Here is a 23,195-nt window from a genome sequence, read left to right as displayed (position 1 = left end):
AATGGTTCCGGTGTTACGTTCTGATCGGTATCGCCGAGCCCTGATAGTTTTGATAGCTATCCTTGCTGTCTTCGCCGTGGGCGGCTGCGTATGGGGAATTTTCATTCCGACGACCACCGCCACCGTAGATAGCGGTTATCTGTCGACCGATCCGACTCAAGATGGACGAGAGTTCACCGGTCTTGTAGCCCTCGTTGCCGGCCTTTTTGTGCTGTCGTTGGGGAGCGCCCTGGCCGCGTGGGGATGGGCACCACGTTCGCGTGGCCCGCTCATGATATGGCTTCTAGCCATCGTGGCGGTGCTCGGAGGAATTATTTTTATCGAGTTGGGAAACGCTGTCGCGTCCAGCTTGCACCCAATTCCGGATGTCGACGATGTCCATTCCGGCCAAACGATTACGTGGGCGCCTCACATCACTCCAGGGGCGGCTCTTGCTGTTCCACCGCTATTGGCGTCATTGACATATTGGTGCGCAGCTGTCGTCGGAAAGGGGGACTTTCCTGATGAAGTACCTTCTCTTGAGCGTCACAGTAGCGCGGTAGATTAGCATTACACGAAAGAAGCAGTAATGGCCGTCTCCTAGGCCTCGGCAGAACCGAAGGATTTCAATGCTCTCCCTAACCGACATGCGTGGAACCAACCCCACCGTTGTTGAACTTCGTGCCACTTTGCCTCGCGGCGGGACCGACATCGATTCCGTGATCCCGACAGTTCAGCCCATCGTTGAGTCCGTCAAGAAAGATGGCGTGGCGGCTGCGCAAGAGTACGGGCAGCGGTTCGATGGTGTCGTACCGGAGAGTATCCGAGTTCCTCGCGACGTGATCACCGACGCTGTGAACTCCCTGGATGCCATCGTGCGGGAGGCATTAGAGCACGCCATCGAGCGCGTTCGGCGGGTCCACGCTGCGATTAAGCCCAGCGATAACGTTATTTCTGTCACCGAGGGCGGCGTGGTGACGGAAAAATTCATCCCGGTCGGGCGAGTCGGGTTGTACGTCCCCGGTGGGCAGGCCGTTTATCCGTCGAGTGTCATCATGAATGTTGTGCCGGCGCAGGAAGCAGGGGTCGGTTCACTCGTCGTTGCTTCTCCTCCGCAAAAAGAATGTGGTGGATGGCCGCACCCGACGATTCTTGCTGCGTGTGGACTTCTTGGTGTGGATGAAGTGTGGTCTGTCGGCGGCGCACAGGCAATAGCTCTCATGGCTTATGGTGACGAGCAGGCAGATGATCCATTGGTGCCGGTTGACATGGTGACCGGGCCGGGCAACATTTTCGTCACCGCAGCGAAGCGCTTGTGTCGTAGCGTCGTGGGAATTGATGCGGAAGCGGGGCCGACGGAAATAGCAATTATCGCCGATTCCACTGCTGATCCGGTTCATGTCGCCTATGACCTCATTAGCCAAGCGGAGCATGATCCGATGGCGGCCAGCGTTCTGATTACGGATTCCGCGCCATTCGCCCAGCAGGTCGATGAAGAAGTAGAGAAGCGGTATTCAATTACCCGGAATACCGATCGTGTTGCTCAGGCATTACAAGGTAAGCAATCTGGCATCATTCTTGTCGACGATATACCTGCTGCGATTCGGGTGGCTGATGCTTATGCACCCGAGCATCTCGAAATTCAGACTCACAACGCCCGTGAGGATGCAGCTCAGATCCGTAATGCGGGGGCCATTTTCGTCGGGCCTTTCTCACCAGTTCCGCTGGGGGATTACGCCGCTGGATCAAACCATGTTCTTCCCACGTCGGGATCGGCGCGGTACAGCTCCGGTTTATCGACGCATACGTTTGTTAAGTCGGTTCACGTTATTGAATACGATGAAGCTGCGCTTAAAGGCACGGCCGATACTATCGTCGCTCTTTCAAATGCAGAGCAGCTTCCGGCGCATGGAGAAGCAGTACGTGCACGGTTCGAGGACCTTACAGCCGGGAATAAGTAACCCTAACGAATAAAAAGCCGTATCGACCGGAGTAGCGAAATACTTTTCACAACCATACGTCGATAGAAAAGGGGAGAGTACATAGTGGCACCGACGAATGATGATCAAAAATTATCACGTGGCAGCGGTGAAGACGGTACCACCGATAAGACCCACACATTAGGAGGAAATGTCACGCTTGATGCCCTACCTCTGCGTGAAGAATTCCGCGGGGAAACCGCGTACGGGGCGCCGCAATTAGAGCTCGACGTCAGGTTAAACACGAACGAGAATCCGTATCCTCCTTCGCCACGAATAGTTGCCGATCTCGTTAAAGAAGTGGAAAAGGTGGCGTCGGGGCTTAACCGTTATCCCGAGCGTGATTCCATTATCCTGCGCCAGGAGCTTGCGCGGTATGTGTCGGGACAAACCGGTGTAGCAGTGACTGAAGACAATATATGGGCTGCTAATGGGTCCAATGAGGTTCTTCAAGAGCTCTTGCAGGCCTTTGGAGGACCTGGTCGGCGAGCACTAGGGTTTACTCCCAGTTATTCCATGCACCCAATTCTTGCTGCGGGGACGCACACGGAGTTTGTCGAATGTCCACGACAAGAAGCTCGTGGCTTCTCTATTGATATTGACGAAGCGACTGCGGCTATTAAGAACTACCGCCCGTCCGTTGTCTTTATTACGACGCCGAATAATCCGACTGGCGGCACAACAAGTTTGGATAATATTCGGGTCCTAATGGATGCTGTTTCTGATCCGGACGTTGATGGCATCGTCATTGTTGATGAGGCTTATGGTGAATTCGATGATGGCCCGAGCGCATGTGAATTGTTGAAGGACTATCCTGATCGGCTCGTCGTATCCCGAACGATGAGTAAAGCATTCGACTTCGCTGGTGGTCGGTTGGGGTATTTTGTCGCTGCTCCAGCTTTTGTCGAAGCTGTTATGTTGGTCCGGCTTCCTTACCACTTATCGGCATTATCGCAGGCTGCTGCGACTATCGCGCTCTGGTATTCCTCCGATACGCTAGCCTCGGTGGAAAAAATAATTCGCGAACGTGAGCGGGTTCAGGAATCATTGCAGGAAATGGGCTTCTCTGTTGTCCCGAGTAAATCTAATTTCCTTTTCTTTAAAGTCATTCCTGATGAGTCGACGAATTCTTCTGGTGAAGCGTCCGCTAATGGAGATGCATCCCGTCATGAGCTCACACAAGCAGCGTGGCAGGAGTTCCTTGATCGTGGAGTCCTCATTAGGGATGTAGGGGTCGACGGATATTTGCGGGTGACCATTGGACTTCCGACAGAGAATGATGAGTTCCTTTCTGCGGCTGGCCAATATGCGAGTGAACACAACGGGTTACGGTGAACCATATGAGCAATAACAATGACGAGAGTCTGAACCAGCAAGAAAGAAATAGCGGAGAATTCCCCTCCCGACGGGGCCATTGTGAGCGCGAGACTAAAGAATCGCGAATCACCGTTGACATTAACCTCGACGGCTCTGGCATTACTGACATTTCGACGGGATTGCCATTCTTCGACCACATGCTGAATGCGGTGGGAACCCACGGCAGCTTTGACTTAACAGTTAAAGCAGAGGGCGATATCGACGTTGATGCTCACCACACCGTGGAAGATACGGCCATTGTTATGGGCGAGGCATTACACGAAGCTTTGGGAGATAAAGCCGGTATCCGCCGCTTCGGGTCAAGTTTTATCCCGATGGATGAAACGCTGGCCCAGGCTGTCGTGGATGTGTCGGGGCGTCCGTATTGTGTCACGCGCGGTGAGCCTCAAGAAATGATGAATACGGTGATTGGTAATCACTATGCAACCGTGATTAACCAGCATTTCTTCGAATCTCTCGCTTTCCACGCGCGTATCGCTTTACACGTCCGCGTTCTGTATGGACGCGATCCGCACCACATCACTGAGGCTGAATACAAGGCAGTCGCCCGCGCCCTCCGCGAGGCCGTCGAACGTGACCCGAGAGTCCATGGTGTTCCATCCACGAAAGGGGCGCTGTAAATATGGCGCAGAGCACGTCACGTCCTTCAGTGGCAATCCTTGATTACGGCTCGGGAAACCTTCGATCCGCCGAACGCGCTATAGAACGTGCAGGGGCCGAGGTTACGGTTACCGCTGATCCAGAACGTGTTCTTGCCGCCGACGGATTGTTAGTTCCTGGAGTCGGGGCATTCGCAGCGTGCATGAAGGGCCTGCACTCGGTCTATGGTCCGCGGCTTATCGGGCAGCGCCTCGCCGGTGGCCGGCCTGTGTTAGGCATCTGCGTGGGTATGCAGGTCCTTTTCGATAGCGGAGTCGAGTTTGCCGACGGTATTCACGACGAAGCAGAGGCCCTCCCCGTATCGGATTCCCCAGATAGCGGGGACGCCACGACCTCTTGCCGAGGCGACGACGTAATTCGTGATCCAGAGACGGGACGACCACTCGACCCGACGGTGTCGTCGACAGAGATATCTGATGATGGGGTGCTGAGTATTCCTGGTTGTGGTGAGTGGCCAGGAACGGTGGAGCGCTTGACAGCGAAAGTGCTGCCTCATATGGGATGGAACACACTTGACATTCCCGAGGGATCTCGAATGTTCGAGGGAGTGACCCCCGATGATCGGGTGTACTTTGTACACTCCTATGCGGCTCAACACTGGGATATGACATCGGATGATCACGTTGCCCCAGCGAAAGTGACCTGGTCCACCCTTGAGAACTGTCGTTTTATTGCCGCGGTAGAAAATGGCCCCTTGTGGGCGACTCAGTTCCACCCGGAGAAATCGGGTTCGGTCGGTGCTGTGATTCTCCGCAACTGGGTGGAGACTTTGTAAAGTTTTATCAGCTGTAGGTGTGATCTCCGTTATGATTCATCTATGGCTTTAACGTTATTACCCGCAGTAGATGTGTCCGACGGCCAAGCTGTTCGTCTCGTTCAGGGCGAAGCTGGGAGCGAAACCACGTATGGTCGCCCCCTTGATGCCGCGATGGCGTGGCAGAACGCTGGTGCCGAGTGGATCCACCTTGTAGATTTGGACGCCGCATTCGGCCGCGGTACGAACTACGAACTGCTGAAAGATGTCATCGAGCGGGTAGACGTTAACATCGAATTATCCGGGGGAATCAGGGATGATGACTCGCTGCGCAGGGCATTAGATACTGGTTGCCGACGGGTGAATATCGGCACTGCTGCGCTGGAAGATCCTGAGTGGTGTCGTCGGATCATCGGGGAGTACGGCGACCGCGTCGCCATCGGTTTGGATACCAAGCTCATCGACGGCGAGTGGCGGTTGCGTGGTCGAGGATGGGTTTCCGACGGCGGCAATCTGTGGGAAGTCCTTGAGCGCTTAGATTCGGAGGGGATATCCCGCCTCGTCGTTACCGATGTCGGGCGCGATGGCACATTAGAAGGCCCCAATATTGACCTTCTTCGCGACGTCGCGATGGCCACAGATGCCCCTGTTGTTGCTTCGGGCGGAGTATCAACTCTCGACGACATTCGCCAGCTTGCGGCCTGCGTGGACGAGGGCATTGATTCAGCCATCATTGGCAAAGCCCTGTATGCAGGGAACTTTATCCTTGAAGAAGCATTAGCAGTCGCACAAGATTCCTGATGGAGCCGTTCCTGAGGGGCCTGCGAAATAGGCTCCCCGGGTTATCGGTAGTGAAAGGCTAGGTGACGGAACCGTGATTGAACATTCTGACTTGGTGGCATATTTGTCTATTGCCGAGCGCTTAGTCAAATCTTCTGAAGATCTTTTTTGTGTGAACATTGGTGCCCAGCCCTCTGTTATTAAGAACGAAGATCTCTAGGATTTCGCAACCGACGTTGATCTGTCACTAGAACAGCAGTTTTGCGAACAACTTGTGAAAGAAACTGGGTTTCCCGTTTTGGGCGAGGAATTCGGTTTGAAGGGTGGATCGACGGCTTCCGGGGATGTTTCGGTCAACAGCATGGGCGGCGGTAAGCAGCCCGAAACAATGTGGTGTATCGATCCGGTGGACGGAACGTCCAATTACACCGTCGCCAACCCGATGTGTGGCATTTTGGTCTCACTTATTCATAAGGGAGAACCAGTTATTGGGTTGACGTCGTTACCCCTGTTGGGACAGTTTTATAGCGCTGTTCGCGGTGGGCCATTACATGTTAATGGTGAGCCATTTCCGCCATTGCCGAAAGATGACCCAGAAGTGATCCAAATTGGTTTCGGCTCTATTTTGTCGGGCCGACGTGGTCACGTTCCGCGGCAATATCGCCAGAATTTACTTTTCAGTATCGGTGAATCATATCCGCGTATGCGTGTGACGGGCTCTGTGGGTGCCGACTTAGCTTTTACAGCCGGCGGTGTTTTTGCGGGGACCCTGACGTTCAGCCCTAACCTGTGGGATAACGCAGCAGGTATCTGCTTAGTTCAAGCCGCTGGTGGCGTCGTCACGAACCTTGATGGTGAGCCTTGGACACCTGGAACTATTGGTCTGGTCGCGGGATCCCCGAGCATTCACTCGACGCTGCTGGCGAGGATCCATGCGGTTCCGCGGCCTTTCGAACCACTAAGCTAGATGCTTATGTCGTCGCGTGAAGCGGTTAGTCATTTTGGACGTGTCTAGTGTTACTAGCGCGTGTTTGCTTTACGTGGCCTTTCATTAATCTCGTTCGTGAATAATAGTTACCTTATTGCCGAAAGGCGTTTTCATGTCCGTAGCAGTCCGAGTTATTCCGTGTCTTGATGTGTCTCATGGTCGCGTCGTCAAGGGGGTCAATTTCGAGAACCTTCGCGACGCCGGCGATCCCGTTGAATTGGCGTCCCGCTATGACAAAGAGGGCGCCGACGAACTGACCTTCCTCGACGTGTCAGCCTCGACGGAAGCACGGGGAACGATGCTGGACGTGGTTCGACGCACTGCGGATGAAGTGTTTATCCCGCTCACTGTTGGCGGTGGGGTCCGTAGCGCTGACGACGTCGACCAGCTATTACGTGCCGGTGCAGATAAAGTCAGCATCAATACCGCGGCCATTAAGAGGCCGGAACTGTTGCGGGAACTTTCCCAGCGCTTTGGATCACAATGTGTCGTCTTGTCGGTGGATGCCCGGCGTGTTCCTGACGGCGGAACGCCTCAACCGAGTGGTTTTGAAGTCACGACCCACGGCGGCACACGGAGCGCAGGGATTGATGCGATCGAGTGGGCTCGTCGTGGTGAAGAATTAGGTGTCGGAGAAATTCTTCTCAATTCCATGGATAGCGACGGTGTTAAGCAAGGATTCGATAGCGAGCTTATTTCCGCCGTTCGCCAAGTGGTTCATATCCCCGTCATAGCGTCAGGTGGTGCCGGCGAAGCGAGCCATTTTCCCCCGGCCATTGATTCAGGGGCAAATGCGGTGTTAGCTGCCTCGATTTTCCACTTCGGTGATGTGAGTGTTTCTGAGGTTAAGAGTGCGTTGGCAGCGGCGGGGCATGAGGTCCGGCATACCGGTCCCGCCGACTACCTACTCGACCCGTCAATTGCTGCCCGTTTGAAGCGCAACGATAGGGGATTGGTTCCCGCTGTCGTCCAGGATGTACATTCTGGAGAGGTATTAATGCAGGCGTGGATGGACGACCACGCATTGGCTTATACTCTGGCAACTCGGCGGGGAACATATTGGTCACGGTCGCGGTCCGAATATTGGGTCAAAGGAATGACCAGTGGTCACGTCCAGAACGTTCGCGAGGTTCGGCTGGATTGTGATGGTGACACCATTCTGTTGAAGGTTGACCAGACGGGCGCGGCGTGCCACACCGGAACCCATACGTGTTTCGATAGTTACCTTGTTTTGACCGATTCATCATCTACATCCGGCGCGGATTCTTCTACACCGGGCGCAGAGTTTTCAGATGGCGAGACCACGTCAAACAAAAACCATGCCGATGAGTCCGGTAGTACGACTGAAAGGCCTGAGGACGGCGCCGAACTGAACGATTCTGCTCGTTCGTTGGCACCCGTGGGGGTTCCGGATCTCGGAGCCGGCCGCACAACGACGACGCGGGAACAGTTTCGCGAATTAGCCGCTCACCACAGGGTCGTGCCCGTAGCGCGCAAAATTTTAGCCGATGGAGAAACACCGCTCAGCGCATACAATGCCTTGGCCCAGGACAAGCCAGGCACGTTCCTCTTCGAGTCGGCTGAACCGGGACGTTCCTGGTCACGGTGGTCGTTTATCGGCACAGGAGCAAGATCGGCATTAACCGTCCGCGATGGGGAAGCAGCATGGCTGGGCACCACTCCTGAAGGTGTCCAGACAGGAGGCAATCCCTTCGACGCTTTGAAGTCCGTGCTGAAGGAATTGCACACCGACCCCATCGAGGGAATGCCACCGATGACGTCGGGAATGGTGGGATATTGTGGCCACGACGCGATTCGCTTCATCGAAGATATCCCCGATACCTGCGACAATGACCTCAAGATTCCGGAAATGATGCAGTTCCTTGTCGCGGACATGGTCGCCTTGGACCACCACGAAGGGACGATGTGGCTGATCGCTAATGCATTCAATTTCAATGGTTCCGACGACAATGTCGACGAGGCCTATGACGACGCCGTCCGCCGATTGGATTCATTAACCGAGCGCCTGAAGGCAGCGCGTGAACCTATGGTAAACAGTTTTACGACGCCTGAACCGGTAGTCCGCCGCCAACGCACTGCCGACGAGCACATGCGCCGGATCGAGTTGTGTAAAGAACACATTCGCGCCGGGGACGCCTTCCAAATCGTCCTGTCACAGCGCTTCGAGATTGACACGGATGTGCGGGCTCGTGATGTGTATCGGATGCTGAAGTATTCGAACCCCAGCCCCTACATGTACTTGATGAATATTCCGTCGGATGACTTTTCGTCGGTGGAGTTCACTATTGTTGGGTCGTCGCCTGAATCACTGATTGCTGTCGATAACAATGTGGTGACGACGCACCCCATCGCTGGTTCTCGGCCTCGCGGCTCCACAAGGAAAGCTGATCTCCAGCTTGAGCGCGAGTTAGCTGCCGACTCTAAAGAGAATTCCGAACACCTCATGCTGGTTGACCTGGGACGCAATGACCTGGGTAAAGTCTGCGTCCCTGGAACGGTCGAGGTCGATGATTTCCGTCATATCGAGCGGTATAGCCACATCATGCACCTGGTCTCTATGGTCACGGGACAGTTGGCTCCGGACATGACAGCGGTCGACGCCTTCATGGCGGCATTCCCCGCGGGAACTTTATCCGGGGCACCCAAAACGAGCGCATTAACCATCATTGACCAGCTCGAGGACACGCGCCGCGGCATCTACGGCGGAACCGTCGGATATTTCGATTTTTCGGGGAACACCGATCAAGCAATTGCCATCAGGACAGGGGTTCTCAAAGACGGAACGATGTATGTCCAGGCCGGTGGCGGGATCGTCGCCGATTCGGATCCTGTTGCCGAAGATGAAGAAACGCGGAACAAGGCTGCAGCCGTTTTGCGGGCAACGGCAGCTGCCGAAACAATTGTCGACGTTGATGGCTCTCTGTGAGTTGTCGCCCGCCGTGTTGTCGCCCGCCCGGTTTCCGGTGTGGCTGCGTCGTCTTCGAGTGCGAGTGGCCAAGAGTGACGACGCTATATGCGCTGAGTAGCCTATTGGACACGTGGTGGACACTCGGCGGCGCACCGGGCGAGCGTGGTGACGTCGGGAAATGAGTGACGATAGGGAATTAGTGCGGTGACGTTAGGGAGAATGAATGGGTTCACATGACTCGCGTCGGGACGACGCAACAGCAGCAAACGCGTCGGAAGAAATCGCCTCAAACCCGACCAATGCGGACGGACACGAGGCCGTCAACACGATGCCGACAGACACGGAAACGTCGAGTTCTCCCCACACCAAGCGACGCTGGTTAGGCCTAGCCCTGGTTGCGATTGGGGCAGTCGCTATCGGTGGAACATCCCGTATGACCTGGATGACCGTTCATGCCAGCGACGATAAACAGGGTGAAGTAACACGCACCTTGGTCGGATCCACGTGGGCCCCCAGCACTGATGCGATCGCTATTGCCCTCATTGCAGCATGCCTTGCCACCCTGGTTCTCAAGAGAACAGGCCGACGGATACTCGCAGCAGTGTCGGCAGTCATCGGTGCTGCCTCCTTATGGATCCCCCTCAATGTGCTCCTCACCTCACCAAGTACGACACGCGCGCGAAATCTTCTTGTCAACGGGCAAGCAACCCAAAAGAAAAACGATCCGCAGACCTTGACCGAATGGGCCGTCGTCACGGGAGTCGATGTCCACAAAGTAGCGGTCATCTTGGCCCTCATAGCGTCCGTTATCACCATCGCCGGTGCAATCATCCTGTTCCTATGGCCAGGAATAGACACCGTTAAAGGAAGTAAATACGACACCACCTCAGCCCGGCGCGATTCACTGGCGACCGACCTCGAGAACGATAGAGAATCAGGGCGCGTGCTGTGGGATGCGATGGATGCTGGGGTTGACCCAACACAAGACGATGCGGTTGATGCAGCCCGGCGTCGTGGGCTGCACAACTAAAGTCCACATATGCGGGGAATGTCAGACAGGCATCATCGTGCCGATTTATGCGCCAGTCAGTGCTGCCTTTAGGATTAAGTACACCGCTGTAACACGGGCTGAGGAGTAGAAGATGAGTTCGGTTTTAGACACTATCGTCGATGGCGTCTTAGACGATCTTGCAACCCGTGAAGCTCGCGTCAGTTTTGCGGACATCAAAGCACAATCGCATGACACGCCCACCCCTCGCGATGCCATGTCCGCATTGTCTGCTCCCGGTGTGGGAGTGATCGCCGAAGTCAAAAGGGCAAGCCCATCCAAAGGAAGCCTGGCGCGGATCCCCGAACCGGCCGAGCTCGCTCGGCAATATGAAGCCAATGGTGCCAGAGTCATTTCCTGCCTCACCGAAGAACGACGCTTCAAAGGCAGCTTGGCTGATCTGGATGCCGTACGAGCAGCCGTCGATATTCCGGTCCTTCGAAAAGATTTCGTTGTCACTCCCTACCAAATTCATGAAGCCCGCGTTCATGGAGCGGACCTCATTCTCCTCATCGTGGCAGCACTACAGCAGCCCCAGCTTGAATCGCTTCTCGACCGCACCGAATCCCTCGGGATGACTGCCATCGTTGAAGTCCACACCGAAGAAGAAGCGGAGCGAGCCATTGCCGCAGGCGCAAAAGTCATGGGAGTCAACGCCCGCAACCTCAAAACACTCGATGTCGATACCTCCGTGTTTGGCACTATCGCGCCGGGTTTGCCGTCGGATGTCATTAAGATCGCTGAATCGGGGGTGAAAGATCGCAATGATTTGCTGGCCTATGCTGGTGCCGGGGCGGATGCGGTCTTGGTCGGCGAGGGGCTGGTTACTGCAGGTAATCCCGGTTTAGCGTGTAAGAGTTTGGTCGCTGCGGGCATTCACCCGGCATGTCCGAAGAATCTCGCTGAGTAATCTGCCGTCACCTGGATGCCGTGTCTATGCGAGTGATAAGGCACACTGGTGTGCGTGAGTAACTCAGAATCAGTTCATCGCAATCCGTATAGTGACCTGCCTACTATCGCCGATGTATTCGCGGAGACGACATCGACTGAGCCCGATGATCGTGGCCATTGGGGTGAATACGGTGGCCGGTATATTCCGGAAGCCCTGATGGGGGTCATTACCGAAGTTACCGACGCGTGGAACAAGGCGAGAACTGACCCTGAGTACATTGAGCAGTTGAATGACCTGCATTTCCATTATTCGGGTCGGCCGTCGCCACTGTATTATGCTTCGTGCTTTTCCGCCGCTATCCATGCTCGGGTGTATTTAAAGCGGGAGGACTTAAACCACACCGGGTCCCACAAGATTAATAACGTCCTCGGCCAGGTGCTGTTGGCTCAACGCATGGGTAAAAAGCGTGTTATCGCTGAGACGGGTGCCGGCCAGCATGGTGTCGCAACTGCTACCGCATGTGCATTGCTCGGTTTAGAGTGTCACATCTACATGGGGGCCGTGGATGCGCGGCGTCAGGCCCTGAATACTGCGCGCATGCGTCTACTGGGGGCTGAGGTCACAGCTGTCACCATCGGGTCCCAGACTCTTAAGGATGCCATCAACGAGGCCATGCGTTTTTGGGTATCGCATGCCGATGACACGTACTACTGCTTTGGCACTGCAGCCGGCCCACATCCCTTCCCCCAAATGGTTCGGGACCTCCAGAGAATCATCGGGTACGAAGCGCGTGAGCAAATCCTGCAGGCGGAAAATCGTCTTCCCGACGCCGTCGTCGCGTGTGTTGGTGGTGGGTCGAATGCGATCGGTCTTTTCCATCGCTTTATCGACGATTCCTCTGTTCATCTCATCGGTGCCGAAGCCGGCGGTGACGGTTTTGAGACTGGCCGCCACGCTGCGACGATTACTGCGGGTAATGAAGGTGTCTTCCAGGGCTCGTACGCCGCACTCATGGAAGATGAGGATGGCCAAATCGCCGAGTCCCATTCCATTTCGGCCGGGCTAGATTATCCGGGTGTAGGGCCGGAGCACTCGTATCTTCACCATGTCGGGCGCGCTGCGTACCTTCCTATCACGGATGCACAAGCCATGGATGCGTTCATGCTCTTGTGTAAGACCGAGGGAATTATCCCGGCTATTGAGTCTTCGCATGCTCTTGCAGCAGCGCGAGTCTATGCCGATCGCTGGGATCATGACTCAGATGACGGCCCGCTTCTGATTGTTAACGTGTCGGGCCGCGGCGATAAAGATGTGGATACCGCCGCGAAGTGGTTTGACCTTAAACCCAAGGAGGAGCTGGACTAATGGCGGCATTTTCTTCTGATTCCCCCGCAGAGGCGCTTCGCGACGTTTTCGCACAGGCCCGCCGTGAGCAACGAGCTGCGTTTATTGGTTATCTTCCCTCGGGGTACCCGACGAAGCACGACTCTGACAAGTTGATGGCGTGCCTGGCGTCCTACGCCGACGTCATTGAGGTCGGGATCCCGTTCTCTGACCCCATGATGGACGGTCCTGTCATCCAGGAAGCCGGCATGGCTGCATTGAAAGCAGGTTTTCGCGTCAAAGATTCACTCAGCTCTGTCCGCAAGATTACCGACGCCGGTGGTCGAAGCGTTGTCATGAGTTACTGGAATCCGATCTTGCAGTATGGCCCGGAAAGATACGCCGAAGAGCTGGCCGAGTCGGGAGGACTGGGGACAATCATCCCCGACCTCCTCCCCGAAGAATCGGCGCCCTGGGCACAGGCATGCCACAAGCACGGATTGGCACCCATCTACCTCGTCGCTCCGTCGACGAGCCCTGAGCGGATGGCACTCACAGTGGGAGCCGGTGATGGCTTTGTGTACGCAGCCTCGCACATGGGGGTCACAGGTGCTCAGCAATCAGTAAGCAGCGGCGCTCGTGACCTTGTGAATCGCGTGCGGGAGTACACCGACCTCCCCGTTGCCGTCGGGTTGGGCGTCAGCAATGGGCAGCAAGCCGCAGAGATCGCGCAGTATGCCGACGGCGTCATCGTCGGTTCGGCACTTATCCGCGCGGCGAAGGATGGGCTCCACTCGTTCGAGGCGTTGGTGAAAGAACTCAGCGAAGGGGTTAGGGGTGACTAACGTCCAGGCCACTATTGTCCAGCAGAACGGACTAGTTCCTCACGACGGGGGACTAGGTGGGCATTCGCCCGATGTGACGCTATCAGCTGCGATTCCGTCACCCTCCCAAGGTGTGTGGATGGTCGGCGGTTTTCCGATCCGCGGATATGCCCTGTCGATCCTCGTGGGAATTCTCGGCGCAGTGCTGTGGTCGCAGCGACGCTATGCCGCACGCGGCGGTAACCGCGAGGTGGTTCTCGACGTGGCACTCGCCGCTGTCCCAGCAGGCATTATCGGTGGGCGCCTCTACCACTTAGCGACGGATTGGCGCACGTACTGGGGCCCCAACGGAACACCCGGAGATTGGTGGAAGATCACCAACGGCGGCCTGGGAATATGGGGAGCCGTCATTGGCGGCGGATTGGCTGCCTGGGCGGTTCTCCGATGGAAGCATCTAGCCCTGGCGCCATTTGCAGATTCGGTGGCGCCACCGATTCTGGTCGCGCAGGGCATTGGACGCCTAGGCAACTGGTTTAATCAGGAATTATATGGTCGACCCACCGATCTGCCCTGGGGGCTAAAGATTTTTGAGCGCGTCGACGACCACGGTGTTCTGGACCCAGTACTGGGGCATTCGAACGGCCACGTTATCGCCGTCGTTCAGCCGACCTTTCTCTACGAGATGCTGTGGAACTTTGCCATCGCCGCTCTGATCGTATGGATTGACCGCAAGTTCAGATTGGGTGGCGGCCGAGTTTTTGCCTTGTATGTTGCCGGGTACACAGCAGGTCGATTTTGGATCGAGCTTCTGCGTGCGGACACCGCCACGCATGTGTTTGGGCTCCGCATTAATACCATCACGTCGGCCGTCTGCTTCGTGTGCGCAGTGATTTTTCTGGTGTGGACGCGGTCACGCCGTCGCGAGACCCCTGAAGAACTTCGGACATAATCGGGCATAAATCTAGGAAAAAAGTGATTTTGGTGACCGTATCGGAAAATAATTTTCCCTGGTCACCGACTTTTTTCGTTTTTCGCCGTGGCGCCGTAAAGCTTATTTCGACCGTTTTGTAGTAGCTAATCCGGGTGGAGCGGGCTAACCTGGTGCTCGTGGATAGAAGAACGAAAATTGTTTGTACATTGGGTCCGGCGGTAGCCAGTGCGGAAAAGATCCGTGCTCTGGTTGACGCAGGAATGGACGTAGCACGACTGAACTGCTCACACGGCGTTCACGCAGACCACGAACAGAACTACAAGTGGGTTCGGCAGGCTTCCGACGAAACCGGCCGCGCCGTCGGGATTTTGGCTGACCTCCAGGGGCCGAAAATCCGGTTGGGCTGGTTCAAGAACCACGAGGAAATGTGGGAAACCGGCGAAACGGTGCGCATTACCGTTGACGAGATTGAGGGTACGCACGACCGTGTATCCACGACGTACAAGAATCTCGCCAAGGATGCTAAGCCCGGTGACCGCCTCCTCGTCGATGATGGCAAGGTTGGCCTGGTCTGCAAGGCCGTTGAAGGCAACGACGTGATTTGTGAGGTCACTGAGGGTGGCCCCGTGTCAGACCACAAGGGCGTGTCCCTGCCTGGCATGGATATCTCCGTCCCGGCATTATCTGAAAAAGATATTGAGGACCTTCGCTTCGCACTTCGCTTGGGTGTCGACGTTATCGCTCTGTCGTTTGTCCGTTCGCCGGCAGATGTTGAGCTCGTCCACAAGATCATGGACGAGGAGGGCCGTCGACTTCCGGTCATCGCGAAGTTGGAGAAGCCTGAAGCCATTGATGCCCTGGAGCCCATCATTATGGCCTTCGACGCCATCATGATTGCCCGTGGTGACATGGGTGTCGAGGTTCCGCTCGAAGACGTGCCGATGGTTCAGAAGCGCGCCATCCAGATTGCTCGTGAAAACGCTAAGCCAGTCATCGTGGCAACGCAGATGCTGGATTCCATGATCACGAATTCACGTCCTACGCGTGCTGAAGCGTCCGATGTTGCTAACGCTGTCTTGGACGGCACGGACGCGGTCATGCTGTCCGGCGAGATTTCCGTCGGTAAGTACCCGGTAGAGACCGTCAAGACCATGGCCCGCATCGTGAAGGCTGCCGAGCAGGACGGCACGGTGCCGCCGCTCAGCCACGTTCCGCGCACCAAGCGTGGCGTTGTGTCTTACGCGGCACGCGATATTGCGGAGCGTTTGAACGCTCGTGCAGTTGTTGCGTTCACCAGTTCAGGCGATACAGCACGTCGTGTGGCTCGCCTCCACAGCTTCCTGCCGCTGTTGGTGTTCACCCCGAACCCCGCCGTGCGGTCGCAGTTGGCTGTCACGTGGGGCGCGGAGACCTTCTTGACGCCTGAGGTCAAGACCACTGACGAGATGGTCGCTGAGGTTGATAAAGCTCTGCTGGCTATCGACGGCTATGAGCGCGGCGACACGGTCGTCATCGCTGCCGGTTCTCCTCCCGGAGTTGAAGGCAACACCAACATGATTCACGTTCACATGTTGGGTGAAGACCTCGAAGGCCACGAGCGCTAGATTGTCGGTTCCCACACCGTAACCATTGCGAGGTATCGCGATGGCTGGGCTGTGGCGGATGCCAATCAGAACGCGAAACCGGGTCGCACCATGATGTGTGCGGCCCGGTTTTTCTATGCCTCGCGCTTCGAACCTTTCCCCAGTTACGCGTTATTCCTTGAAAAGGAAGCTGAGCGGTGCTGCCGCCGCAGCCTTCGTCGTCGATGAAATAGTCGAGAGATCGGGGAGGAAGGTCGCCATATGGTTGGCGGGAACAGGCGTCTCGTCGCGCTTCTCCCATTGTTCATCCGGGGTGATGCCGGCAGTCCAGAACAAATAGGGTACATCAAAGTGCCGCGGTATCTCAGAAAAGTCCTCCGACGCTGTCCATCGCTCAGCATCAATGGAGGAATCCCCAAAGACAGCATCAAATGTCTCGCGGACATGGGAAAACACGGCGGGGTCATTGACGGTCAGTTCGCCGTGAGCCCAGTACTCTATGTCCGGCTCGGCGGGGCACCCCGACGCCTCACACTCGGCGCGGATCACTCGCTCGATAGCGCGATAAACATGATCGCGGACGTCGGTGTTGTAGAACCGGCAGTTCAACGTCAGGGTAGCGGTGTCAGGGATGGAATTATTCGTGTTACCGGCGTGGATTTGGCCGACCGAGACGACGGCGAATTCGCCGGGGTCGACTTCTCGGCCGACGATCCCTTGTAAACGAAGAATGACGTGCGCCGCAACATAAATGGGATCCACGGATTGATGAGGACTCGACGCATGAGCGCTCGTTCCATGAATGGTGACCGTGATGGAGTCACACGCTGCGAGGGCGGCCCCGGGCATACTCATAATCGTTCCGGCTTTTCCAGGAACAATGTGCTGGCCCAGGCAGAGGTCAGGGCGCGAAATCTCATCGGCCAGGCCATCGCGGACCATGGCGCCCGCCCCAGCGGTGACTTCTTCGGCAGGTTGGAACAGGGCGTGGAAGGTTCCTGACCAGCGCTGACGTGTAGCGTCGAGAATGGCAACCGCCCCGAGCAAAGCGGTGGTGTGCATATCGTGCCCACAGGCATGCATGACACCAGTCTCGTTGCCATCACGCCCAGTCGTGCGAACAGTGGAAGCGTAGGGCGCGCCGGTATCTTCGGTGACGGATAGGGCGTCGAAATCCGCGCGTGAGAGAATCGTCGGCCCCTCGCCGTTAGAGATCGTTGCCACCAGCCCATGCCCACCTATGGGACGTGACACGGTGCAGTTGTAGTGAGATAACCGCTCGCATATGGCAATCGCAGTTTTTTCTTCGCGTTCAGACAACTCGGGATGAGAATGCATCCAGGTATAGAACTCTTGCTGCCAACTGAGGTCGGTCGGGTTGGCATCAAGCAACTCTGCAATGGCTGCACCGGGGGCACGAACATGAGCGATGGATTCTATATCTGCAGTGTTTGTCATTCTTTTCCTCCATCTTCTGGTGAACCGTATCCGTTCACTGATCGGACGCGATGTGCTTTACCAGTGTAGGCGCACCATGCTCGATAGAGTTAGGCAGCAATCTGCCCCTGGGGCACCGGGTGAGTTACTGATAGCTTATGAAGTCCGGGCGAGGTTTAATTACCATCGTGTCCTTCGGATCGAGCATGGGCTTGTCCTCGTCGTAGAAGTTCTTCCACCCGAGGCTGATCTTGGGGTTCAAATCCTGCTGGATCACGTGCCAGGTATCCAGTTTGATGGATTGCGATCCGTGGCCATCGATGTGGATAACCATCGCAATGTTATCGGTGCCTGGGATCATCTTGTCGCGGTTGCGAATCATATGAACCTTGAACTGGTGAACGACCAGGGGCTTTTGTGGCAGTTTGTTGCCCTCAGTGAGCTTGTCCAGCCACTTAACAACGTCGTTGATTTCCTGGGCATCGACGTGACCGATCTGCTCCATGGGCAGTTCGTTGCCGTAGAGACGCCACTCGGGGTCGAGCGCCAGTCCGACATAGGGCTTCTTGAGCAGCTTCTCGTACTTCTTTGCCTGTTCCAGGAGAGTCATGCGCCCAGGCTGAAGGTCAATGACCGCATACCCGCCGGCCTTGTTAATAGCATCAATCCACGGCTCGACGGTGTCGGAATCGATGAAGCGACTGTAGGAATTGTCCTTTTCTGGTTCCGACGACGCAACAGTCACGATGATTTCAAACGCCGGGATCACAGGCTGATCTGTGAAGGCTTCATAGCTCTTGGCCATTTTCTTCGCCCGAGCGACGGACGCATCTTTTCCTTGTTCCCCGAGGCACCCGAGATCGGGCCCGTCGGTGGAGCCGTAAAGTGCGACGATGTGCCGGCCAGGCGTGACGAGTCCCCCTCCGCCAGGCTGTTCTTTGTCAACGTTCTTGGCTTTGTCGATACGACGAGAAAGTGTGTCCTTGTCGCCGAACAATTCGCCCAGGGCAATGACATGGTCGTCTTTTTTGACGATCTCGATCGACTCATGGGTGGCGCGGGGGTCGGCTGCGGGAAGGCGAACGACGTTCTGGCCCGCGACGGATGCGTTAGTGAAACTTGCGGGGCTCGTGTCGGGAGCGACGAACACGTGTCCGTCAGAGTCAGGCTCTTTGTCCGCTTTGCTGTCCGGGTTCCACGGCGCCGTGAGAACCGGGCGGGGAGTGTACGGTGCACCATCCGATGTGGTCGGAAGGTTGGGAGTACTCGGTGCGCTGCTGCTCGCGCTCTTTTTAGCGCTGGACGACGGCTTCGACGAGCTTGTGGTGCTCGATGTGCTCGCCGCCGCACTGGCCGCCGCTGCCGGCGCAGTCCCGGAGCCGTCGCCTTCAATGGGGGCATCCGGAATGATCACAAGGTCACGGAAAGAGTATTGACCTTTGTCTAATCCATCTGGCCACGAATCAGGCGTCGTTTCGTGAGTCTTCGCCGACGAAGCCAGCGAGCCTAGCGAATCGCCTTTGAGAGTGACAATGTCGTCGACTCCCAATCGATCAAGTTCGGACTCAATGTCTTTACGGGAGTCGTCCTCGTTAGTCGCGTCGATGAGGAATACGGGAACTCCAGCACTGGCGGCTAGGTTGCAGGCCCGTGCGCGTGTGGCGGAGTCGGCGCTAGGTCCAGTGACCACAGCGGCTTTTGCTGAGTCCAGGAATGTGGAACTCGTCTTGGTGCCCGTGGGATCATCACCGATGACGTCCGTTTTGTCCGAGACCTTTTTCGTTGAGACGGTGTCATTGCCTCCACCGCCTGAGCTGCTTGAACAGCCGCTGAGGCTTCCGGCTACTCCGGCAGCTCCGAGTGCTGTGACGGCCGCGCCCACTGTCGTTAAGAATGTCCGGCGGGTGACTGGTCGGGCAAAAGGACGTGAGGATGACATGTATTTTCTCCTGCGGGTTGAAACACCGGTGGTGTCCCCATCGTGCGACGACAGAACAGTGCGTGAACGAGGAAACTGTAGGCAAAAACTGTATGCAATGGAACCTTTTAACGGCTTTACCGTATTTACTGTAACAATGCGAAATGTTGTGGTGCACTGAGCTGTATCGAGAAAGCAGAAAACAGGGGTAGTCGATCACCGAGATACCCCCGTTGTAGTTAGTTACTCAACCGGAAGAACGTGACGGCCTTGCCGATCGGTGGTAAGAGCCAGCGAGGAAATGTACTGCTTCTCACCTGTAAGGGAAGGAACAGCGGACGCGAGAACATCGGGACGTTCAACCATTTCTCCGGTGACACAGCATCGGAAGAGCTCATCTGACGGATTTCCGTGATCATCGAAAAAAGGGGAGTCTACGCCGTCGTCGGTTCGACGAAGATAAAACTGCCCACGGTTGATGATGGCAATCAATGGTGTTGCGACTACCGCGATGGCGGCTGCGAGAAGTGCCGAGTAGGGCTGAATGGTCGCGCCGAGGACGCCGAAATACGCAGCGATTGAGGTGGTGGCAGAAAGTAAGAGCGCCCCGATTCCCACAGGGTTGATCGGGAAAATCATTCCGCGCCGATATTCTGGATAGCGGGGAGAAATGCCGAGTACATATTTGTTTATTGCAATGTCAGACGCCACCGTGAAAATCCATGCGATAGCAACGTTGGAATAGAAGCCAAGAATGGAGTTCAACATGGAGAACATATTGAATTCCATGAGAGACAGCGCGATACCGACATTGACAAAGACGAAGAAGATCCTGCCGGGGTAGCGACGTGTTAAGCGCGTATATGCATTGGTCCACGCTAGTGAACCGCTATATGCATTTGTGACGTTAATTTTGATTTGGCTCATGACGACGAGGATCACGGCGAGGGTGATAGCAAGCCAGGTGGGCATCATATTTGTGTACATGGCGAAGAACTGGTGGACCGGCTCGCTGGCCGTTCCAGGAGAATCATTGAGAACAGCCATGACATACACTGCGAGGAAAACGCCAATGATTTGTTTGGTGGCGCCGAAGATGACCCAGCCGGGGCCCGACAGGATGACGGCGGTCCACCATTTGCGTTTGTTGTCCGGGGTTTTGGGCGGCATAAAACGGATGTAATCGATGTTTTCAGCAATTTGTGCTGTCAGTGAGAGGCAGACACCGGCAGCTAACATCATGGATGCGAAATCCGCATGGCCGGGCCCATTTCCCGCGTAGTTAGCAAACGTATGCACGCTCGATGGATGCTGAATCATCAGAACGATGAGGGGAAGAACCATCATCACGATCCACAGCGGATTCGTTGCTTTCTGAATCCTTGATAAGGACTTCATCCCGTACATGACCAGTGGGATAACGATCAGCGAAGAGACCAAGTACCCGGCCCATAGTGGGATTCCGAGACCCATTTTGAGCCCTTGTCCCATAATTGAGCCTTCAGTGGCAAAGAAAATAAAGGTGAACGAAGCGAAGATGATATTTGTTACGACCGATCCGTAATAGCCGAATCCGCTTCCACGTGTAATAAGGTCGAGGTCTAGATTGTATTTAGCAGCATAGACGGCGAGGGGAAAACTCGACAGAAAGATTAATACCGCTGCGATAAGAATTCCGCCGACTGCGTTCACTGTTCCGTGCGCAATTCCGATCCCAGCTCCGATAGAGAAATCAGCGAGATAAGCGATGCCGCCGAGTGCCGACGCTGCGACCGCTGATGTTGCCCAAGTCCGGTAGTGCCGCGGTGCGAACCGGAGGGGGTAGTCGTCACCGAAATTGGATTGGGACTGGTGAGGCACGGGAGCGTTCTGGGGAGTGACCGGCGTCGTCGCAGGACGTACCGGGGTAGTGTCTGTCATCGTCATGTACACGTAAATTATGGTGCTGATGTCACGAACGCGCTCCCACTGTATGAATATCAGGTGACCTAGGTAAACAACGCGTTACTACGCGAAAATGATCACTAGCGACCCGTGGGGCAACGACGTGTAAAGAAGACGTGTAAAGAAGACGTGTAAAGAATTAGTACTTCCGCAACCGTGGCGCTGGTGCTGAAAGAAGCGTTTCTCGCGCCGCGGTCCACAAGCGGTCACGAGCGATTCGTGCCTCATCAGCAGTGGCAGCAAGGATACGCACCCAGACCCCGGATTCGTAGGGAAGAGTTGATGTCGCCCACCGAACTGATGCCGGGAAATCGGAGTTCGGCAAGCGTCGGAGCACGTCGAGAAGTGCCTGAGTAGCTTGCGGTGAAGGCACAGCTATCCAGACATTGGACCATGCGCCATAGTTACGCATGGCGAGCAGCCGACTGCTCGTATGCGGGCGCAAGAGTCCGCGATCAATAACGAGAGGTCTGTAGCCAGATTCTCCAAGTCGCCCGCAGTCATGTGGATGGTCAGCTCGTGGCTGGTCGATTCGTGTTTCCATAGACAACGCGTCGTAGCGGTGCCACTCACCGCGTCCCAGTCGTCCCGCCGCAGTACAATCGCTGACTATCACGCAACTCCCGTGAGCAGCGGTTACTCTCATAGACAGATGAGCCCGGGAACCCCCATAGGGGATCACATGGTCAGGCATGTATTCGACAGTGCTTCCCGGGCCAACAGTCAAGTTGACGTGTTGTATCGCTAGCCCCACATCCATTCGATGTATAGGCGTCGCCGCTTGAGTGGTGATAAGAGCCGATGCCGGTCGTGTTTCGCCGACGCGAATATCGACAAGGTGCCGATCATTGTGAGCAAGCCCAGCACCCGTCGTCATGATGTAGAGCATTGGCGTACCAGGTTGGAGCGGGTCCGTGTACAGCGGTCGCATAAGAGCAAGCGGAGCTTTCGCGATTTTCTCCGCGACGACCGATCTATCCGCCACAGGCTTATCCCCAGGTGAGTCCACTCTGGCATACAGAAAACCGACCTTGCCAGGTGAACCGACCGGGAGTGCCCTGTGATCACCGGACTGTGACTGACCGCGAAGTTCCTTGGCGATCCTCGGTGGAATAGGAAGCGTAGCCGCGGTGTCGTAGAGGGAGGCAAAAGTAGGGGAGGAAGTATTGCTCTCCACTAGGGTCTGCCGTGTCACGCCCTACCCCTGGTGAGCTTTTCGCTGCGTCTCCACAAACTCAGCAAGCTCGGAGAGCCCGTCACCCGTTAACGCGTTCGTCGGTAACACAGGGAGACCACCGCGCACCTCTTTCGCATCAGCGACCATCTTGTCCAGATCACAACGGACATAGGGCGCAATATCCGTCTTATTGATAATGAGAAGATCCGATTCCGTGACACCCGGTCCCCGTTTCCGAGGCATTTTGTCACCTTCCGCCGTGTCAAGAATAAACACGTATGTTTCCGCAAGCGCCGGTGAAAAAGTCAGCGTTAAATTATCGCCACCCGATTCGAACAACAAAGTGTCGATATCGGGGAAGCGCTCCACCACCTCCGCCGCCGCCATCAAATTCATCGTCGGATCGTCCCGGACAGCCGTGTGAGGGCAGGATCCTGTTTCTACCCCGACGATTCGCGCCGGGTCGAGAATTCCATCTAATTCTCGACGGATGTGGTTTGCATCTTCTTGGGTGTAGATGTCGTTTGTGATGATTCCCACGCTATGACCATGCTCGATCAAAGTGGGCACCAGTGCCTCGATAATTGCCGTCTTCCCTGACCCGACTGGACCGCCAAATCCGATGCGGTAAATCGAGTGCTGTTCGTGTCCTTGTTCATTAGGTGACATAGC

Annotated in this window: 19 protein-coding genes and 2 pseudogenes; 16 read left to right on the top strand and 5 right to left on the bottom strand. The window is 55.9% G+C overall.

Translation table 11 applies throughout. The features are described from left to right. Positions 1 to 10: 10 nt before the first annotated feature. The 16 genes and pseudogenes from ACWORE_RS03715 to pyk all read left to right on the top strand — a co-directional run bounded on the left by ACWORE_RS03715 (position 11) and on the right by pyk (position 16,068). A complete protein-coding gene (locus ACWORE_RS03715) occupies positions 11 to 547 on the top strand; it encodes a hypothetical protein (protein ID WP_455302682.1) in 537 nt (178 codons plus the stop codon). Positions 548 to 608: 61 nt separating this feature from the next. Continuing rightward, positions 609 to 1,940: a histidinol dehydrogenase gene (gene hisD / locus ACWORE_RS03710; protein WP_448235758.1), complete on the top strand. Its 1,332-nt coding sequence runs from the start codon at positions 609 to 611 to the stop codon at positions 1,938 to 1,940. A gap of 192 nt (positions 1,941 to 2,132) precedes the next feature. Beyond that, the gene (locus ACWORE_RS03705; RefSeq protein WP_455303108.1) at positions 2,133 to 3,293 is read left to right on the top strand and encodes a histidinol-phosphate transaminase; all 1,161 of its coding nucleotides are present in this window, start codon (positions 2,133 to 2,135) and stop codon (positions 3,291 to 3,293) included. Positions 3,294 to 3,298: 5 nt separating this feature from the next. Continuing rightward, the gene (gene hisB / locus ACWORE_RS03700) at positions 3,299 to 3,955 is read left to right on the top strand and encodes an imidazoleglycerol-phosphate dehydratase HisB (protein ID WP_236881652.1); all 657 of its coding nucleotides are present in this window, start codon (positions 3,299 to 3,301) and stop codon (positions 3,953 to 3,955) included. Between the two features lie 2 nt (positions 3,956 to 3,957). Then, positions 3,958 to 4,770, top strand: a complete 813-nt coding sequence (locus ACWORE_RS03695) for an imidazole glycerol phosphate synthase subunit HisH (protein WP_296138114.1) — start codon at positions 3,958 to 3,960, stop codon at positions 4,768 to 4,770. Between the two features lie 42 nt (positions 4,771 to 4,812). Further along, positions 4,813 to 5,550: a bifunctional 1-(5-phosphoribosyl)-5-((5-phosphoribosylamino)methylideneamino)imidazole-4-carboxamide isomerase/phosphoribosylanthranilate isomerase PriA gene (priA, locus tag ACWORE_RS03690; RefSeq protein WP_296138111.1), complete on the top strand. Its 738-nt coding sequence runs from the start codon at positions 4,813 to 4,815 to the stop codon at positions 5,548 to 5,550. Between the two features lie 73 nt (positions 5,551 to 5,623). After that, positions 5,624 to 5,749 carry a hypothetical protein gene (locus tag ACWORE_RS03685; protein WP_455302679.1) on the top strand — a complete coding sequence of 42 codons (126 nt, stop codon included), beginning with the start codon at positions 5,624 to 5,626 and terminating at the stop codon, positions 5,747 to 5,749. A gap of 12 nt (positions 5,750 to 5,761) precedes the next feature. Then, positions 5,762 to 6,496, top strand: a pseudogene (locus ACWORE_RS03680) (inositol monophosphatase family protein); the annotation flags it as partial. A gap of 133 nt (positions 6,497 to 6,629) precedes the next feature. Further along, positions 6,630 to 7,736 (top strand): annotated as a pseudogene (hisF, locus tag ACWORE_RS03675) (imidazole glycerol phosphate synthase subunit HisF); the annotation flags it as partial. Positions 7,737 to 7,907: 171 nt separating this feature from the next. Next, the gene (locus ACWORE_RS03670) at positions 7,908 to 9,464 is read left to right on the top strand and encodes an anthranilate synthase component I (protein ID WP_406606053.1); all 1,557 of its coding nucleotides are present in this window, start codon (positions 7,908 to 7,910) and stop codon (positions 9,462 to 9,464) included. 205 nt (positions 9,465 to 9,669) lie between these two features. Then, positions 9,670 to 10,476, top strand: a complete 807-nt coding sequence (locus tag ACWORE_RS03665) for a TIGR02234 family membrane protein (protein WP_455302677.1) — start codon at positions 9,670 to 9,672, stop codon at positions 10,474 to 10,476. A 112-nt stretch (positions 10,477 to 10,588) separates the two neighbouring features. Then, positions 10,589 to 11,404: an indole-3-glycerol phosphate synthase TrpC gene (trpC, locus tag ACWORE_RS03660; RefSeq protein ID WP_296138104.1), complete on the top strand. Its 816-nt coding sequence runs from the start codon at positions 10,589 to 10,591 to the stop codon at positions 11,402 to 11,404. 48 nt (positions 11,405 to 11,452) lie between these two features. Then, positions 11,453 to 12,751 carry a tryptophan synthase subunit beta gene (gene trpB / locus ACWORE_RS03655; protein ID WP_455302676.1) on the top strand — a complete coding sequence of 433 codons (1,299 nt, stop codon included), beginning with the start codon at positions 11,453 to 11,455 and terminating at the stop codon, positions 12,749 to 12,751. Next, positions 12,751 to 13,554: a tryptophan synthase subunit alpha gene (gene trpA, locus ACWORE_RS03650; protein ID WP_455302675.1), complete on the top strand. Its 804-nt coding sequence runs from the start codon at positions 12,751 to 12,753 to the stop codon at positions 13,552 to 13,554. The genes trpB and trpA overlap by 1 nt, the downstream gene beginning before the upstream one ends. After that, positions 13,547 to 14,482 carry a prolipoprotein diacylglyceryl transferase gene (gene lgt, locus ACWORE_RS03645; RefSeq protein WP_455302674.1) on the top strand — a complete coding sequence of 312 codons (936 nt, stop codon included), beginning with the start codon at positions 13,547 to 13,549 and terminating at the stop codon, positions 14,480 to 14,482. The genes trpA and lgt overlap by 8 nt, the downstream gene beginning before the upstream one ends. Before the next feature lie 158 nt (positions 14,483 to 14,640). Then, a complete protein-coding gene (gene pyk / locus ACWORE_RS03640; RefSeq protein WP_204088364.1) occupies positions 14,641 to 16,068 on the top strand; it encodes a pyruvate kinase in 1,428 nt (475 codons plus the stop codon). Positions 16,069 to 16,218: 150 nt separating this feature from the next. Here pyk and ACWORE_RS03635 read toward each other — a convergent pair whose 3' ends face one another. The 5 genes from ACWORE_RS03635 to ureG all read right to left on the bottom strand — a co-directional run bounded on the left by ACWORE_RS03635 (position 16,219) and on the right by ureG (position 23,192). Further along, on the bottom strand, positions 16,219 to 17,505 hold the full coding sequence (locus ACWORE_RS03635; protein WP_455302673.1) for an amidohydrolase: 1,287 nt from the start codon (positions 17,503 to 17,505) through the stop codon (positions 16,219 to 16,221). 124 nt (positions 17,506 to 17,629) lie between these two features. Beyond that, entirely contained in the window at positions 17,630 to 19,423 is a 1,794-nt protein-coding gene (locus ACWORE_RS03630; RefSeq protein ID WP_455302672.1) for a hypothetical protein, read from the bottom strand. Between the two features lie 222 nt (positions 19,424 to 19,645). Beyond that, positions 19,646 to 21,322, bottom strand: coding sequence for a purine-cytosine permease family protein (locus tag ACWORE_RS03625; RefSeq protein ID WP_455303107.1), 1,677 nt, complete (start codon positions 21,320 to 21,322; stop codon positions 19,646 to 19,648). 163 nt (positions 21,323 to 21,485) lie between these two features. Continuing rightward, positions 21,486 to 22,541: an urease accessory protein UreD gene (locus ACWORE_RS03620; protein WP_406605912.1), complete on the bottom strand. Its 1,056-nt coding sequence runs from the start codon at positions 22,539 to 22,541 to the stop codon at positions 21,486 to 21,488. A 3-nt stretch (positions 22,542 to 22,544) separates the two neighbouring features. Then, entirely contained in the window at positions 22,545 to 23,192 is a 648-nt protein-coding gene (ureG, locus tag ACWORE_RS03615) for an urease accessory protein UreG (RefSeq protein WP_406605913.1), read from the bottom strand. Positions 23,193 to 23,195 lie beyond the last annotated feature (3 nt).

This window comes from Corynebacterium sp. c7Ub_26 (assembly GCF_053760365.1).
Note: the sequence above shows the minus strand (reverse complement) of the source record. Positions and strands in the feature narration are given on the sequence as shown.

What these genes read in the sequence shown, in the direction of transcription:
- ureG (WP_406605913.1), bottom strand. Translation starts at nt 23,192, where the DNA reads ATGTCACCTAATGAACAAGGACACGAACAGCACTCGATTTACCGCATC.
- priA (WP_296138111.1), top strand. Translation starts at nt 4,813, where the DNA reads ATGGCTTTAACGTTATTACCCGCAGTAGATGTGTCCGACGGCCAAGCT.
- ACWORE_RS03695 (WP_296138114.1), top strand. Translation starts at nt 3,958, where the DNA reads ATGGCGCAGAGCACGTCACGTCCTTCAGTGGCAATCCTTGATTACGGC.
- trpC (WP_296138104.1), top strand. Translation starts at nt 10,589, where the DNA reads ATGAGTTCGGTTTTAGACACTATCGTCGATGGCGTCTTAGACGATCTT.
- ACWORE_RS03635 (WP_455302673.1), bottom strand. Translation starts at nt 17,505, where the DNA reads ATGACAAACACTGCAGATATAGAATCCATCGCTCATGTTCGTGCCCCC.
- ACWORE_RS03625 (WP_455303107.1), bottom strand. Translation starts at nt 21,322, where the DNA reads ATGACAGACACTACCCCGGTACGTCCTGCGACGACGCCGGTCACTCCC.
- hisD (WP_448235758.1), top strand. Translation starts at nt 609, where the DNA reads ATGCTCTCCCTAACCGACATGCGTGGAACCAACCCCACCGTTGTTGAA.
- ACWORE_RS03630 (WP_455302672.1), bottom strand. Translation starts at nt 19,423, where the DNA reads ATGTCATCCTCACGTCCTTTTGCCCGACCAGTCACCCGCCGGACATTC.
- ACWORE_RS03665 (WP_455302677.1), top strand. Translation starts at nt 9,670, where the DNA reads ATGGGTTCACATGACTCGCGTCGGGACGACGCAACAGCAGCAAACGCG.
- hisB (WP_236881652.1), top strand. Translation starts at nt 3,299, where the DNA reads ATGAGCAATAACAATGACGAGAGTCTGAACCAGCAAGAAAGAAATAGC.
- trpA (WP_455302675.1), top strand. Translation starts at nt 12,751, where the DNA reads ATGGCGGCATTTTCTTCTGATTCCCCCGCAGAGGCGCTTCGCGACGTT.